Consider the following 13,208-nt stretch of genomic DNA (forward strand, 5'->3'; position numbering starts at 1 on the left):
TCAGGCCTCCTTCGCAAGCAGCTCGTCGAGCTTCTCAAAGCCCTCGGTCACACCGACGTCCATGCCGCTGGACACGATGCCGTCGCGGGTCGTGAAGTCCTCCACCACGCTCAGCACGGTCAACCGAGTGCGCCCGCCCGCAAGCTCCGCGAAGGTCAGGATCTCCAGCGCGACGCCGTCAGGCGCGCCTTCACAAGTGAAGGTCCGCACGATCCGCTCGTGCGGTCGCACCTCGTGGAAGCTGCCGAAGAAGGAGGCGATCTCCTCGCCGTCACGATCGTCGGCGAAGGCCCATTCGCCACCCGTCCGGGCGTCCCATCGGGTGATCCTCGTGGCCACCGAGCGCGGCCCGACCCACTGTGCGTAGAGTTCCGGGTCGACGTGGGCGCGGAACACCTGCTCGGGAGCCGCGTCGAACTCCCGGACGATCTCGATCGCCGGAATGTTCTCATCCACCACGATCCCGGTCCCGTGCGTGATCATGGTCATGACACATCCTTCGCGCCGGTTTGCTTCGGGACCTCCTCGTCGCCCATCCGGCCCAAGAGGTCATCGAGGCGGCGATAGCGCTCCTCGGCCTGCCGGCGATAGCGCTCGATCCACTTCGTCATCAACTCGAAGACCGACGAGTCCAGGTGGACCGGCCGGCGCTGGGCGTCCTTGCTGCGGGTCACGAGTCCGGCATCCTGGAGCACCTTCACATGCTTGGAGATCGCCTGGAGGCTCATGTCGTGCGGCTCCGCCAGTTCGCTCACGGTCGCGTCCGCACCGGCCAGCCGGGCCACCAGGTCACGCCGGATCGGGTCGGCCAGTGCCGCGAACGCCCGATCGAGCCGTTCCGTGCTGTCGTCCACCGATCTTCCTCAACGTCGCGGTTGAATACGATGCTAGGCCGCCGACCGCAGATCGTCAACCAGAAGGTTGATAAACCTCAAGCCCCTGCTGTGCAGGGGGCGGCTGCCGCGCCCCGCAGTGTGCCGCCTGTCCTGGACTCGGCGGATACACCATGGCGCCGGTGCCCAAGAGCCGGGCGGCTGGGAAGCGAACCGCGATGCCGGGCCGGGCCACCCCATCACCGGTCTAGATCGTTGATGGGAAATTGTGTGTGCTGGTCAATGGTCGTAGGCGATGAGCGACCGCTTGACTGGGGCGTCGATGAGCCAGTTGTGCCAGATCGCGGTGTTGAGGGCGAGGATGCGCTGGCAGGTGCGGGCCCACAGCCCTTCGGTGGTGCGGGCGGCATGGCGCTCCAGCCCGAGTTGGTTCTTCAGGGTCCAGATGATGGCCTCAATGCGCTGGCGCAGCCAGGAGGGGAACACCGTCACCGCGGGCCGGGGCTCGTCCTCGCGGGCCGGGCGGATGAGCACGTGTCCCAGCTCGGCGGCGGCCGCCTCGGTTGCGGCTCCGGAGAAGCCCTTGTCGCACACGATCGGGCAGTCTCCCGGCGCGCACCGGTGCGCATGGAGCAGGTGCAGGGCCTGGGCGCGTTCGTCCAGCTCCTTGGGGTTGGCCAGGCTGAACGCGCACACCGCGCCCTCGGCGGTGGTGATCAGCATCAGCTTGGCACCCCAGTAGAAGGCGTGGTGGGAGACGTCGCGCCCGTAGCCGGCGATCTCGCCCATCTCCGAGCGCTGCACCGTCGTCCGCGAGGCTCCGCAGCGCACCGGGGTGCCGTCCATCAGCCGCAGGGAGTCGGCGTAGGAGGGCAGTGCCCGGGCCAGTCGCAGTGCGGTGGTGAACAGGACGTGTCCGAGGTCGCGCAGCCGCCGGTTGTACTCGGACTGGTCGATCAGCCGGGGGAACAGGTGGCCTACGCGTGCGGGTGCGGCGCGCAGCCAGTGGCGTTCGTCGTTGTAGCGCAGCAGGACTTGGGCCACGGCCACGCAGACCAGTTCGGCGTCGGTGAGTGCGGGAGGGCGGCCGGGTCCGCGGCGCGGCCGGGGCGCGGGCAGGACATCGTCGTCCAGGTGGACATAGAGTGCGGTGAGAAGGGCGTCTAGGTTTGTCTTCACACACTGATCTTGGCGCCCTTCGTCATGTCCTCGCTACGGTCACCGATTTCCCATCACCGGTCTAGATCTCGTCGCCGGCCAGGACGTCGTCGGCGTCGGCGATGCGGTAGGCGTAGCCCTGCTCGGCCAGGAAGCGCTGCCGGTGGGCGGCGAAGTCCTGGTCGATCGTGTCGCGGGCGGTCACGGCGTAGAAGCGGGCGCTGCGGGAGTCGGACTTGGGGCGCAGCAGACGGCCGAGCCGCTGGGCCTCCTCCTGGCGGGACCCGAACGATCCCGACACCTGGATGGCCACACCGGCCTCGGGCAGGTCGATGGAGAAGTTGGCGACCTTGGAGACCACGAGCGTGCGCAGTTCGCCCGAGCGGAACGCCTCGAACAGCCGCTCCCGCTCCTTGATCCGGGTCTCGCCCTTGATCACCGGCGCCTCCAGCGACGCGCCCAGCTCGTCGAGCTGGTCGATGTAGGAGCCGATGACCAGCGTCTGCTCGTCGTGGTGCCGGCGCACGAGCTCGCGCACCACCTCGGTCTTGGCGGCCGACGAGGCGCAGAAGCGGTACCGGTCCTCGGGGTCGGCGGTGGCATAGGCCAGCCGCTCGGACTCGGAGAGGTTGACCCGCACCTCGACGCAGTCCGCGGGGGCGATCCAGCCCTGGTTCTCCATCTCCTTCCACGGCGCGTCGTAGCGCTTGGGCCCGATGAGGGAGAAGACGTCGCCTTCGCGGCCGTCCTCGCGAACCAGGGTCGCGGTCAGCCCCAGCCGGCGCCGGGCCTGCAGGTCGGCGGTCATCCGGAAGATGGGGGCCGGCAGCAGGTGCACCTCGTCGTAGACGATCAGGCCCCAGTCGCGGGCCTCGAACAGCTCCAGGTGGCTGTGCACGCCCTTCTTGCGCGCCGCCATGACCTGGTACGTCGCGATGGTGACGGGGCGGATGTCCTTGCGGGTGCCGGAGTACTCGCCGATCTCGTCCTCGGTGAGCGTGGTGCGGCGCAGCAGCTCGGTGCGCCACTGGTGCACCGAGACGGTGTTGGTGACCAGGATGAGGGTCGTGGACTTGGCGAGGGACATCGCCGCCGCCCCAACGATGGTCTTGCCGGCGCCGCAGGGCAGCACCACGACGCCCGAGCCGCCGGCGTAGAAGCTTTCGGCGGCCTCGCGCTGGTAGCCGCGCAGCTGCCAGCCGTCCTCGGCGAGGTCGACGGCGTGCGCCTCGCCGTCGACGTAGCCCGCGTGGTCCTCGGCGGGCCAGCCGAGCTTGAGCAGCGCCTGCTTGAGGTTGCCGCGCTCGCTGGGGTGCACGGCGACGGTGTCCTCGTCGACCCGCTCGCCGAGCATGCCCTTGATCTTCCTGGCGCGGACGACCTCCTCCAGCACGGCCTTGTCCAGCGCGTGCAGCACCAGCCCGTGTATGGGGTGGGTCTGCAGGCGCAGGCGGCCGTATCGGTCCATCGTCTCGGCGATGTCGACCAGCAGGGAGTGCGGGACGGGGAAGCGCGAGTAGTGGATGAAGGCGTCGACGACCTGCTCGGCGTCGTGGCCGGCGGCGCGCGCGTTCCACAGCGCCAGCGGGGTCACGCGGTAGGTGTGCACGTGCTCGGGGGCGCGTTCCAGCTCGGCGAAGGGGGCGATGGCGCGGCGGCACTCGTCGGCCAGTTCGTGGTCGACTTCCAGCAGCAGGGTCTTGTCGGACTGGACGATCAGGCAGGACACACGTACCTCGCAGCAGGGGTCTCGGCGGCGGCCGCCTCCGCGAGGCGGGCCACGGCGTGCAACGCCGAGGCGGTCGGCGGTATGCCCGCGGGCGCCGCCGGGACAACCCTATGCGCAGCGCGGGGGCGGCGGTACGGGAACCGGGGAACGCCGCCGGCCGGGGGCGGGCGCAGGCGGGGCGGGCGCGCGGCCGGGTGGCCGCGTCGGCTACAAGGAGAGGACCACCATGATCGCCGCGATCAGGATCACCGCCATCAGTCCCAGGTAGACGAGGATGCACGCCCACGTATAGCGGATGTAGCGCTCGACCTCCATCGGCTCGTGCAACCGGGCGAGCGCCACGATGCCGAACGCGATCGCGGGCACGTTCACCAGCAGGGTCAGCACCGGGAAGCCCAGCAGGAAGAACAGCACCGGGCAGAGCAGTGTGAGCATCGCGCACACCAGCGCGGCCACGGCGCTGCCGACGCGGGCGGGAGGCTCCGAGGGCGGTGTGAAGCGCGGCTGCGGAGCGGGCATGCCGCCCATCGCGCCCGCGGCGCGGTGCTCTCGCTCGTAGGCGGCGGCCGGCGCGGGGGTGAACGGGTCGCGCGCGACGGGGTCGGCGTGGGAGGCCGCGCCGTACGGCGGCGGGTAGCCGCCGGACGCCTGCTGCCCGAGGTCCCAGTAGGAGCTGGGCCGGGTCCAGAAGTCGGTCATCGGCTTCCGCCTTTCGTGGTCGCCCCGGTGGGAGAGCCCCCGCGCCCGCCGGGCCGGCCGGGCTGCCGCGGTGCGGTCGGGCGGGCCCGGTCCTGCCAGCAAGCGTAATGCGCCCGGCCCCGCCCGCGCCAAGGGCGGTCGTGCGGACGCGTCCGCGGCGTCCACAGCGCCGTCGGCAGGAGGCGCGGCAGGCGCCGGGCGACTAGGCTGCTGCCTCGTGCATACGGACTACCGGCTCCGATCAGGAGTCCCTTCGGTGGAGGATTACCGGCGGCTGCGGACCGAGGCGGACCTCTCGCCGGTGTCCCGGGAGCAGGCGGTCGCGGCGCTGCCCGGCTCGTGGGCGGCGTGCCACGCCGTGGCGGCGAACGGAACCACGGTGGGCATGGGCCGGGTGCTGGGCGACGGGGGCTGGTACTTCCACATCGTGGACATGGCGGTCGTTCCCGGTCACCAGGGCAACGGCATCGGCGGCGCGGTCCTGCGCCACCTGCTGGACGTGATCCGCGAACAGGCCCCGCCCGGCGCGTTCGTGAACCTGCTCGCCGATCCGCCCGGGCGGCGCCTCTACCGGAAGCTGGGCTTCACCGAGACCGCGCCGGACTCGGTCGGCATGGCGATGCGCCTGCCCTGACCGCCCGGCGCCGCGCCGCGGCCGTCAGTAGGGGACCACCACGCCCTCGAAAAGCGAGCCGGCCTGGGTGAACAGCCACAGGGTCAGCACGAGCATCACGGCGAACATCACCGCTGCCGCGCCCAGGCAGTACCAGGAGTAGCGTGTGAGGGTCTCCGCCTCGACATGCCGGCCCTGGTCGCGCTTGTGCCCGGCGCGGACGGCGAAGACGATGCCGATCACGCCGAAGATCCAGTTGAAGCAGCACAGGAACGTCAGGGCGTGCAGGATCAGCGCCATCGTCGGGCTACTGGCGCCGACCGGCGGCGCGGCGGCGGGATCGTCGCGCCCCTCGCGCTCGCTGCCCGCGGGCCGGTCGCGCTCGGGGGCGGGACCGGGGCGGGCCTCCTCGCGTCCCGGATCGCGGGGGGTCTCGCGCCGCGCGAAGGGGGAGCGCATTTCGCGCCGCCCCGACGGCGGCTCGTCGCGCGGCGAGGACGCGCCGGGCGGAAGCGACTGGTTGCTCATGAGGGCTTCGCCATCCTCCTCTGACCGACGTACGGCTCGATCCGCGGGCGGGTTCCACGTCGGGGCCGCCCGTCCCATCGGAACAGGTGCCCGCCCCGGCAGCAATCTAGCGGGAATCCGCGTCGGAAGGCCGCCCGCCGCCCCGCTTCCGGCCCCGCCGCCGCGACCGCGCGCGCTCCTGCGGCGCGCAGGCAGGCGCGCAGCCGCGGAGGCCCGTGCACCTCAAGTGCGCAGCCGAGCATGAGCAGCCGGGCGGCCAGCCACTCCAGCGTGTCGGCGTGGCCGTGCAGGCGGCACCTGCTCATCGCCCACGGGTGCGACGTCCACCGCGGCGCCTACGTCGCTCCGGAGATCGCCCGCGCGGCGCCCGAACGCGTCGTCGGCGTCTACTTCACCGCGGGGCCGGGGTTGCCCACCGAATCCGACGTCTGCGACCTGACTCCCGAGGAGCCGGCGCAGTACCGCGAGATCCAGCGCTGGAGCACCGCCGGGCTGGACCACCACGCCTTGTTGCGCCGGGGACCGCAGACCTTCGCCTACGGGTGGAACGACTCGCCGGCGGCCCTGCTCGGCTGGCTCGTGCACAGGTTCCAGAAGTTCTCCATGGCCGCGGAACCGCTGGACGAGGTCATCGACCGACCTGCTGCTGACCAACGCGTCGCTGTACTGGTTCGCCCGGAGCGCGGGCACGTCGTCGTGGCCGATGTATGAGACCGAAAAGTTCGGCCGGCCGCAGGGGCAGGACCGGGTGCCGACGGGCGTCTACGCGGGGCCGCCCGCCATCCGCCGGCTGGCCGAGCGCGGCAACCGCATCGTGCACTGGCCCGAGGGCAACCCCGGCAGGCACCACTTCGCCGCGATGGAGTCGCCCGGACCCTACGCGGCCGACATGCGCACGTTCTTCGGCGCGGTCCGCTGAGCCGTCAGCGCAGGCCGGCGGCGTACTCCGCGGGGACGCCGAGGCGGTGGCCGCTCGCGAACCGCACCGTGATCCGGTCGGTGCCCCAGTCCACGCCGGAGATGCGCACGGGCTCACCCGTGCCCGGGGGCACCGGGACCTCGTGGAAGTAGGCGTCGGGGTGGTGGCCCATGCGGAGCGTGTAGCCGCCGCCGCTGATGCGGGGATGGCGCAGCAGCACGGCCTCGACCGGCAGCGGGCCGGACCCGCTGCCCGGCGAGTCGGGGTCGTAGCGCACGCCGTCCCCGGCCGAGGACACGCGCTGCACCTCCTCGGTGAACAGGTCGAGGTCGACGGCCGGCAGGCCGCCGACCCCGATCGCCGCGCCGAGCGGCAGGCAGACCGCGGCGGCGGCGAGTACGGCGGGCAGGCGCCGCTTCGGTGCGGGACCCGGCGGCCGGGACGGCCGCGGCTGTGCTGAGGGAGGGGACATCCGCGTGCTCCTGGTCGGATCGGGAGTCGGGGGCGGGAGGCGGGGAAACGGGCCGCCGCCCGCGCGGCGTGCGGAGGATAGGCCGTCCTGCCCCGGGTTCGCGACCGGCGGCCGACCGGGGACGCGCGGCGCGGGTCCGCCCGGCGGCGTCGGCCGGTGCGGGGCGGCGGGGAGCGGAGGTTCCTGACGGCTCCGCCGCGCTTGCGGGCCCGGCGTCGGGCGCGCCCGCGCCCGCACGAGCGCGCCCGCGCGAGCGCGGGGCGCTGCCGCCGGCGGGTGCCGGGACCGGAGAGGCCTTAGGAGGAGGCGTCCAGATCGGCGACCCCGGTGATGCGGTGCACGGCGAAGCGGTGCACCGCCGCGCGGGTGGCGTCGTAGGCGGTGAGGAAGCCGCCCTCCACGCGGGCGGGCTCGACGATGCGGCTGCTGGCGCGGCCCTCGGTGTCGAGGTAGCCGATCCACACCCGCCGGCCCTGCGTGGCGGCCTCCGCGAGGGCGGTCAGCGTCGCGGTGGTGGGCGAGCGCGGCGGCGCGCCGCCGGGGGCGGCGATCGGGCGGCGCGCGGTGGTGGCGGCCTCGTCGCCGGCGCGCACCGCGCGCACCGCGGCCAGGCGCAGCTCCGCGTTCGGCGCCGCCGGCTCCTCCAGGTCGCGGCCCGCCGAGGAAGCGGAGGAGGGATCCGCGCGGCGCGCCGCGGTGCCGGTCAGCTGCACGGTGCCGTCGGCGGCCTCGGCCACCGGGTGGTAGCCCAGCTCCTCCAGGCGGGCCATGAGCACCGGTCGCGTGGTGCGTCCGGCGACCACCGTGGGGGCCAGCCGGAACAGCTGCAGGTCGGCCGCTCGCCGGTCGCGGGTCAGCTCGTCCAGGACGGTCGGCTCGTCGCAGCGTAGGTAGCTGGAAGCGGTGCCGATGCGCAGCCGCCCGTGCCGCCGGGCGACGTCGTGGACCAGGTAGCGCAGCGGCTGCGGCAGGTCGGTGGAGGAGTGCCGCTCCAGCAGCGCGATCAGGTCGTCGGCGCCGCGCCCGGCGTCCAGAGCGCGGCGGACGGAGGACTCGGTGAAGCGGTAGACCGTCGCGCCGCCGGTGGACTCCACGTCGGCGGCCAGCGCCAGCTCGCGGGCCAACTGCGGCACCAGCGGTCCGGGCGCCACGGCGGTGAGGTCGCCCTGTACCAGGATCGTCTCCATCGGCTCGGGCAGGTTCTGCGCGAGGAGCTCGCCGGCGGCCGTCTTGTCGCGCTCGGCCAGCGGGACGTCCTCCGCGTCCAGCTCCTCGACGAGGGCGCGGCCGTGCGGGGCGAGGGCGCCGCGCCCGGTCAGGCCGAGCGCCGCCGCTTCCCGCAGCGCAGCGGAGACCAGCTCGTCGTAGGCGGGCCCCTGGCGGCGCGGCCGGAGCCAGGCCAGCCGGGCGGCCACCGACTCCGCATCGGGAGCGAGGTCATGGGGTGCGGCCGCCAGCACGCCCAGCACGTCGATCCGCACCTCCGGCGCCGAGCGCCGGTCGAGGCCCTCACCCAGCACCGGGCGGGAGCGGCCGCGGGCGTCCCTGGTGCCGCCGAGCGAGGCGACCCGCGGCGAGCGCAGCCACGCCTCGGCCAGGCGCAGCCACCGGTGCTCGGCAGGGGCCTCGCGCCACAGGTCGAACGCGGGGGTGGGCAGCCACTCGCCGTCGACCTCGCCGTCGGCGGCCAGCAGGCCGGCGGCGCGCGCGGTCTCGGCGAACAGCGCGGCCTCGGTCTCGTCGGTGTCCAGCTCGCGGGCCGCGCGGCGCAGGTCGCGGGCGCCCAGGCCGCCGCTGCGCAGTACCGCGGGCGGGTCCTCGGCCCAGCGCTCCAGCAGCTCGGCGACCGAGCGAAGGGCCGTGAAGGCCTGACCGGCGGCCGCCCGGACCACGGTCTCCGCGCCGTGCCGGGCGCCGGACAGCGCCGGAGGCTCCGTCCCGACCTCGCGGAACAGCGCGCCTCCGCGCAGGTGCAGCGCGACTTCGCGCGGCAGCACCACGGTGTCCTGCGCGGTGGGCACGAGCAGGCCCAGAGCCAGCAGGCGGTCGATCGGCGAGGCCGCGGCGGCCAGGCCGCCGCCCCGCTCCGCCGCGCCCGAGACGGTGCCCTGCGGCGGCCCCCACAGCAGCCGGTCGAGCACCGGCCGAGCGTCGGGCCCGGCCAGCGCCAGCGCCTCCTCCAGCCGCGCGGGCTCGCCCAGAGCGGCGGCGATGCGCTCGGCCGGCCCGCTGTCGGCGGGCCCGGCGGTCTCCAGTGCCGCGGCGATGCGGGTCAGCGCCTCCGGCGGACGCTCGGCCAGCAGCGCGCGCAGCGGCGGCCCCAGCCCGGCGGGTGTGCGCAGGATGTCGCGCAGGACGCTGACGGGTCGCAGCCGCGGGCCGTCCTGCCACACCAGTGCGCTCGCCAGCAGTCCCGAGACCGCCTCGCCGAGCCGTTCGGAGCCGGTGCCCAGCGCCGCCGCGAGGCGCTCGCCCTCGACGCCGGGCGGGCCGCCGAGGCGGTCGTCGCCCAGCGCGACCAGGCCTTCGAGGGCCTGCAGTCCGAACGCGTCCAGCCGGTCGAGCACCCGCAGGACCGCGGGGCGCGCGGTCGCGCGCGAGGCGAGGGCGCCGATGTCGGCGGGGACGGGGGTGACCAGGTCGGGCCGCAGCGCGAAGAGCGCGGCGAGCTGCGCGTCGGATCTGCCGCGCAGCCATCCCGTGAAGGTGGGAGGGCGCCCACCGGTGCCGCCTCCGGCATCCGCGTCGTCGATCATCGCCTTCAACGCTATGCGATGGAGGTCCCGGCCCCGGGCCGCGGTCATTCGAAGTCGATGCGCACCGACCTGACGCCGTCCAGGGCGGGCATCCACTGGCTGTCGTCGCGGCCGGCGCCGACGACGTGCCCGGTGCAGCCCGGACCGGAGTAGAAGCGGTAGGTCGCGATGGGCTCCGCGTCGGCGAAGGACACCCTGCGGGTGCTGTCGTAGTCGTGGCAGCCGTCGGGCACCCGCAGCTCCTTGTAGCCCAGGCCGGGTGCGGCGTAGACCTCCAGGCGCCCGGCGTCTTCGCCGGTGGCCTGCGCTGCGGGCCGGGCGGCCGCGGGGGCGGGCGAGGCGAGCGCGGCCGCCGTCAGGGCGGCGCCGGCGAGGGCGAGGATGCGGGTGCGCATGCTGTCTCCTGGTTGTCGGATCGCAGGTCGGATATGGGGGCCGGTTTCGGTGCTTCGGTGCCGTTTCGCCACTTTGGTGCGCGCGGTGAAAGGCGGAGCGCCCCCATTCATACACGCCTCCGCGTTATCGTGTGGCTACTTTCGGTAGCGGGTTTCGGATTTGCGGCCTGCCCTCGATTCAGCGCGTCCGGATGGGGGTGAAAGATCGCCGAGGACCCATAGGGCTCACGGCGATCTTGCGGCACCATTGGTCGCATGACCGAGCAGGCCGCCCAGCTTGTGCTGCAGTACTTATCGCGCGTCGCCGACGCCGCCTACGGGAACGTGCCCGCCCGGCACCGTGCCGCCTATCTCGCCGACCTGCGCTCCCGGATCGACCGCGCCTGCACCGCCGCCGACGCGGAGACCGTCGGGGACGTGCGCCGAATCCTGCACGGTTTCGGGCGTCCGGCCGAGCTCATCGCCCGCGAACTCGACGCCGAAGCCACCGCGAGCGCCGGCCCGGTCCGCACCGCCGCCCACGCCGCCGAGGAGGACGACGCCGAGGGGGCCGAGGAGCGGCGGCGCGCCGTCTCCGCACCGGCCAACCGCCCGGTGCGCGAGCCGCCGCCGTGGCGGTCCGGAGCGCGGCCCCCCGGCCGCCGCCCGCGCCCCCGCGCGCGGCCGAGCGGCGGCACGCCCCCTGCCCCGGGGCGCCGCACCGACGCGCTCGCCGGGCTCCCGGCGGCGCTGCGGCGCCACCCCGGCGAGGCCGTGGGCGTCCTCCTCTACCTGGCCGCCGGCGCCGTCGGGGCGCTGGCGGCGGCCTGGCTCGTCGGTGCCGCGATCGTCGCGCTGAGCCGGGTGTGGACGGGCCTGGACAAGGCCGCGGGCCTGGGACTGCCGCTTTTGGCCACGCTGGTGGGCATGGCGCTGTGGGAGAGCGGCGTCGACCACATCTACGTCGACCAGATCATCTGGAAGTCGCTCACGGACACCGGTGTGATCGGCCTGCGTGCGGCCGCCCTGGCCACCGGCGTGTACCTCGCGCTGCGGTTGCCCCACCGCTGATCGCGGCCCGCCGCAGGCGCGGCCGGGCCAACAACGGGCAAGCCGCGCCGGGGTCGGGTCAGCTGTACGCCAAGTCTGCGGAATATCCGGGTTGACCTGCGGTTTCCAGCGCGTCATGGCCCTGGTGCCGGGTAATGATGCTGGTGCGTCCGGATGTCGGCCGTTCCTCGGCCGAGGACGTCGAGCGGCGTTTCGCCGCCACAGCTCGGAGGCGTTCCGGTGGCGCCGGGTCCCGTCCCATAACTCCGCAACCAGCGGCATCGGCAAGCGCTTCCGACAGAGGGGCCCGGAGAGCCGCATCCGGGCCCCTCTCCAATCTCGGCGGCACCGCTCGGCCCGGCGCCGCGGCCCGGCGCGGAGGCGTTCCGCGCCCGTGCGTTCCCCGCGTTTCAGGGGTAATTCGCTCGCCCGCCGGGAACGCAGGGCACTAGCCTGAAAAGGCCCCTATGGGAGGATCGGGAGCCGGGCGACGGCACCCGGTCCTCGTTGGACTCCGACGGCGAGAGCGTGAGGTCACCCGTGCCCACCGGCAAGGTCAAGTGGTACGACAGCGAAAAAGGTTTCGGCTTCCTCACCCGCGACGACGGCGGTGAGGTCTTCGTGCACTCGTCGGCGCTTCCGAGCGGAACCGAGTCGCTGCATTCCGGCCAGCGTGTCGAGTTCGGCGTCGTCGAGGGCCGCAAGGGAGCGCAGGCGCTGCAGGTCAAGCTGCTGGACGCGCCGCGTTCGGTGGTCAAGGCCCAACGCAAGAAGCCCGACGAGATGGTGGTCATCGTCGAGGACCTCATCAAGCTCCTCGACGGGGTGTCCGGGACCTACCGCCGCGGCAAGCATCCCGAGAGCCGCGAGGCCGCCAAGATCGCCCAGGTGCTGCGCAAGGTCGCCGACGACCTGGAGGCGTGAGCGCCGGCCGACCCGCTCCGGCGCGCCGCGCCCGCGGCGCGGTCGGCGGGCCCCGGCCGCGCCGGCGGGCGGGGCCGTGCAGAGTGAATCCCGTCACACCCGTACGCGGAGCAGCCGCAATCGGGACCGTCATGAGCGTAACGGTCGACTATCGATCGCTATCTTGGTCGTGCCGGTGCCCGTAATCAGCGAAAATGGAAACGTGAGCCCTAGCCGCCGTTCTCCCGCACCAGACAAGGCATGCATCGAAGCGGTCGACCTCGCCCGTTCCGCGGCCGTCGAGATCGGACGCCCGGAGTGGGTCGGTGAACACCTCTCCGCCTATGTCGAGGGTGACCGTGTCGTCACCCACCTGTTCGCGTGCCTCGACCCCGCCTATTCGGGTTGGCGCTACGCCGTCACCGTGGCCCGCGCCTCGCGCGCCAAGAAGGTGACCGTCAACGAGGCCGTACTGCTGCCCGGCGCCGAGGCGCTGCTGGCACCGGAGTGGGTGCCCTGGAAGGAGCGCCTGCGCCCCGGCGACCTCGGCGTGGGCGACCTGCTGCCCAGTGCGGACGACGACGACCGGCTCAAGCCCGGCTACGCCCAGGTCCCCGACGACGAGCTGGGCGAGGAGGGCCTCGACCGCCAGATGGTCTGGGAGCTGGGCCTCGGCCGCCCGCGCGTGCTCTCCGAGACCGGGCGCGAGACCGCCGCCGAGCGCTGGTACGGCGGCGAGAGCGGCCCGCGCAGCGCCATCGCCGCCGCCGCGCCCGCCCAGTGCGCCACCTGCGGCTTCATGACCCCGCTGGCCGGCGAGTTCCGGCAGATGTTCGGCGTGTGCGCCAACGAGTACGCCCCCGACGACGGCCGTGTCGTCTCCCTGGACCACGGCTGCGGCGCGCACTCCGAGGCCTCGCAGCGCGCCGTGCCCGCCGAGGCGCCGCTGCGCCCGGTCGTCGACGAGCTGGGCTACGACCACATCGTCTTCGACGACACCAGCGAGCTGGAGCTCGTCTCCTCCGACGGCTGACCGGCGGCCGGCCCTCGGAGCCCGCGCCGGCCCGCTCCGCGCGGCGCCCGGCGGAGCGGGGCCGTGTGCGGAACCGCCGCCGGAAACCGTGCGCGGCGCGGCGGCGTCCCAGGAGTACGGGCGCGAATCCGCCCGTCGCGC

At 74.0% G+C, this 13,208-nt stretch carries 16 protein-coding genes; 6 read left to right on the forward strand and 10 right to left on the reverse strand.

What is annotated here, in order from left to right; genetic code table 11:
• The 5 genes from ABD284_RS10960 to ABD284_RS10980 form a co-directional block, all read right to left on the reverse strand.
• Positions 1–489, reverse strand: a complete 489-nt coding sequence (locus ABD284_RS10960) for an SRPBCC family protein (RefSeq protein WP_344142660.1) — start codon at positions 487–489, stop codon at positions 1–3.
• Positions 486–854, reverse strand: coding sequence for an ArsR/SmtB family transcription factor (locus ABD284_RS10965; RefSeq protein WP_344142661.1), 369 nt, complete (start codon positions 852–854; stop codon positions 486–488). The genes ABD284_RS10960 and ABD284_RS10965 overlap by 4 nt, the downstream gene beginning before the upstream one ends.
• Positions 855–1,112: 258 nt before the next feature.
• Positions 1,113–2,012: a transposase gene (locus tag ABD284_RS10970; RefSeq protein WP_344142663.1), complete on the reverse strand. Its 900-nt coding sequence runs from the start codon at positions 2,010–2,012 to the stop codon at positions 1,113–1,115.
• 61 nt (positions 2,013–2,073) lie between these two features.
• Positions 2,074–3,720, reverse strand: coding sequence for a DNA repair helicase XPB (locus ABD284_RS10975; protein WP_344142665.1), 1,647 nt, complete (start codon positions 3,718–3,720; stop codon positions 2,074–2,076).
• A 207-nt stretch (positions 3,721–3,927) separates the two neighbouring features.
• Positions 3,928–4,419, reverse strand: coding sequence for a hypothetical protein (locus ABD284_RS10980; RefSeq protein ID WP_344142666.1), 492 nt, complete (start codon positions 4,417–4,419; stop codon positions 3,928–3,930).
• Positions 4,420–4,675: 256 nt separating this feature from the next.
• Here ABD284_RS10980 and ABD284_RS10985 point away from each other — a divergent pair, with 256 nt between their 5' ends.
• Positions 4,676–5,053: a GNAT family N-acetyltransferase gene (locus tag ABD284_RS10985; RefSeq protein ID WP_344142667.1), complete on the forward strand. Its 378-nt coding sequence runs from the start codon at positions 4,676–4,678 to the stop codon at positions 5,051–5,053.
• Positions 5,054–5,077: 24 nt separating this feature from the next.
• On the opposite strand, the gene ABD284_RS10990 is transcribed toward ABD284_RS10985, so the two are convergent.
• Together ABD284_RS10990 and ABD284_RS25865 are read right to left on the reverse strand one after the other, a co-directional pair.
• Positions 5,078–5,560, reverse strand: a complete 483-nt coding sequence (locus ABD284_RS10990; RefSeq protein ID WP_344142668.1) for a CD225/dispanin family protein — start codon at positions 5,558–5,560, stop codon at positions 5,078–5,080.
• Positions 5,557–5,865 carry a WCX domain-containing protein gene (locus tag ABD284_RS25865; protein ID WP_465269416.1) on the reverse strand — a complete coding sequence of 103 codons (309 nt, stop codon included), beginning with the start codon at positions 5,863–5,865 and terminating at the stop codon, positions 5,557–5,559. The genes ABD284_RS10990 and ABD284_RS25865 overlap by 4 nt, the downstream gene beginning before the upstream one ends.
• On the opposite strand from ABD284_RS25865, the gene ABD284_RS10995 reads away from it, so the two are divergent.
• Positions 5,801–6,271 (forward strand): hypothetical protein, encoded by a 471-nt coding sequence (locus ABD284_RS10995; RefSeq protein ID WP_344142670.1) that lies wholly within the window; start codon positions 5,801–5,803, stop codon positions 6,269–6,271. The genes ABD284_RS25865 and ABD284_RS10995 overlap by 65 nt on opposite strands.
• Positions 6,264–6,479: a hypothetical protein gene (locus ABD284_RS11000; RefSeq protein WP_344142672.1), complete on the forward strand. Its 216-nt coding sequence runs from the start codon at positions 6,264–6,266 to the stop codon at positions 6,477–6,479. Before ABD284_RS10995 ends, ABD284_RS11000 begins: the two co-directional genes overlap by 8 nt.
• 4 nt (positions 6,480–6,483) lie before the next feature.
• On the opposite strand, the gene ABD284_RS11005 is transcribed toward ABD284_RS11000, so the two are convergent.
• The 3 genes from ABD284_RS11005 to ABD284_RS11015 form a co-directional block, all read right to left on the reverse strand.
• On the reverse strand, positions 6,484–6,951 hold the full coding sequence (locus ABD284_RS11005; RefSeq protein ID WP_344142673.1) for a hypothetical protein: 468 nt from the start codon (positions 6,949–6,951) through the stop codon (positions 6,484–6,486).
• Between the two features lie 296 nt (positions 6,952–7,247).
• Positions 7,248–9,707 carry a helicase-associated domain-containing protein gene (locus ABD284_RS11010; RefSeq protein ID WP_344142674.1) on the reverse strand — a complete coding sequence of 820 codons (2,460 nt, stop codon included), beginning with the start codon at positions 9,705–9,707 and terminating at the stop codon, positions 7,248–7,250.
• A 44-nt stretch (positions 9,708–9,751) separates the two neighbouring features.
• Positions 9,752–10,102, reverse strand: coding sequence for a hypothetical protein (locus ABD284_RS11015; protein ID WP_344142675.1), 351 nt, complete (start codon positions 10,100–10,102; stop codon positions 9,752–9,754).
• Between the two features lie 255 nt (positions 10,103–10,357).
• Between ABD284_RS11015 and ABD284_RS11020 the strand changes: the two genes are divergently transcribed.
• The 3 genes from ABD284_RS11020 (at position 10,358) to ABD284_RS11030 (ending at position 13,067) form a co-directional block, all read left to right on the forward strand.
• Positions 10,358–11,152: a hypothetical protein gene (locus ABD284_RS11020; RefSeq protein ID WP_344142676.1), complete on the forward strand. Its 795-nt coding sequence runs from the start codon at positions 10,358–10,360 to the stop codon at positions 11,150–11,152.
• A gap of 519 nt (positions 11,153–11,671) precedes the next feature.
• Positions 11,672–12,055: a cold-shock protein gene (locus ABD284_RS11025; protein WP_344142835.1), complete on the forward strand. Its 384-nt coding sequence runs from the start codon at positions 11,672–11,674 to the stop codon at positions 12,053–12,055.
• A gap of 202 nt (positions 12,056–12,257) precedes the next feature.
• Positions 12,258–13,067, forward strand: a complete 810-nt coding sequence (locus ABD284_RS11030; RefSeq protein ID WP_344142677.1) for a DUF3027 domain-containing protein — start codon at positions 12,258–12,260, stop codon at positions 13,065–13,067.
• The last annotated feature ends 141 nt before the right edge of the window (positions 13,068–13,208 follow it).

Source organism: Streptomonospora arabica (assembly GCF_039531585.1).
GTDB lineage: Bacteria > Actinomycetota > Actinomycetes > Streptosporangiales > Streptosporangiaceae > Streptomonospora > Streptomonospora halophila.

Coding starts and splice junctions, on each gene's coding strand:
- ABD284_RS11010 (WP_344142674.1), bottom strand. CDS start 9,707: ATGATCGACGACGCGGATGCCGGAGGCGGCACCGGTGGGCGCCCTCCC.
- ABD284_RS11000 (WP_344142672.1), top strand. CDS start 6,264: ATGTATGAGACCGAAAAGTTCGGCCGGCCGCAGGGGCAGGACCGGGTG.
- ABD284_RS10995 (WP_344142670.1), top strand. CDS start 5,801: ATGAGCAGCCGGGCGGCCAGCCACTCCAGCGTGTCGGCGTGGCCGTGC.
- ABD284_RS11005 (WP_344142673.1), bottom strand. CDS start 6,951: ATGTCCCCTCCCTCAGCACAGCCGCGGCCGTCCCGGCCGCCGGGTCCC.
- ABD284_RS10960 (WP_344142660.1), bottom strand. CDS start 489: ATGACCATGATCACGCACGGGACCGGGATCGTGGTGGATGAGAACATT.
- ABD284_RS11015 (WP_344142675.1), bottom strand. CDS start 10,102: ATGCGCACCCGCATCCTCGCCCTCGCCGGCGCCGCCCTGACGGCGGCC.
- ABD284_RS10980 (WP_344142666.1), bottom strand. CDS start 4,419: ATGACCGACTTCTGGACCCGGCCCAGCTCCTACTGGGACCTCGGGCAG.
- ABD284_RS10990 (WP_344142668.1), bottom strand. CDS start 5,560: ATGAGCAACCAGTCGCTTCCGCCCGGCGCGTCCTCGCCGCGCGACGAG.
- ABD284_RS11020 (WP_344142676.1), top strand. CDS start 10,358: ATGACCGAGCAGGCCGCCCAGCTTGTGCTGCAGTACTTATCGCGCGTC.
- ABD284_RS25865 (WP_465269416.1), bottom strand. CDS start 5,865: ATGAGCAGGTGCCGCCTGCACGGCCACGCCGACACGCTGGAGTGGCTG.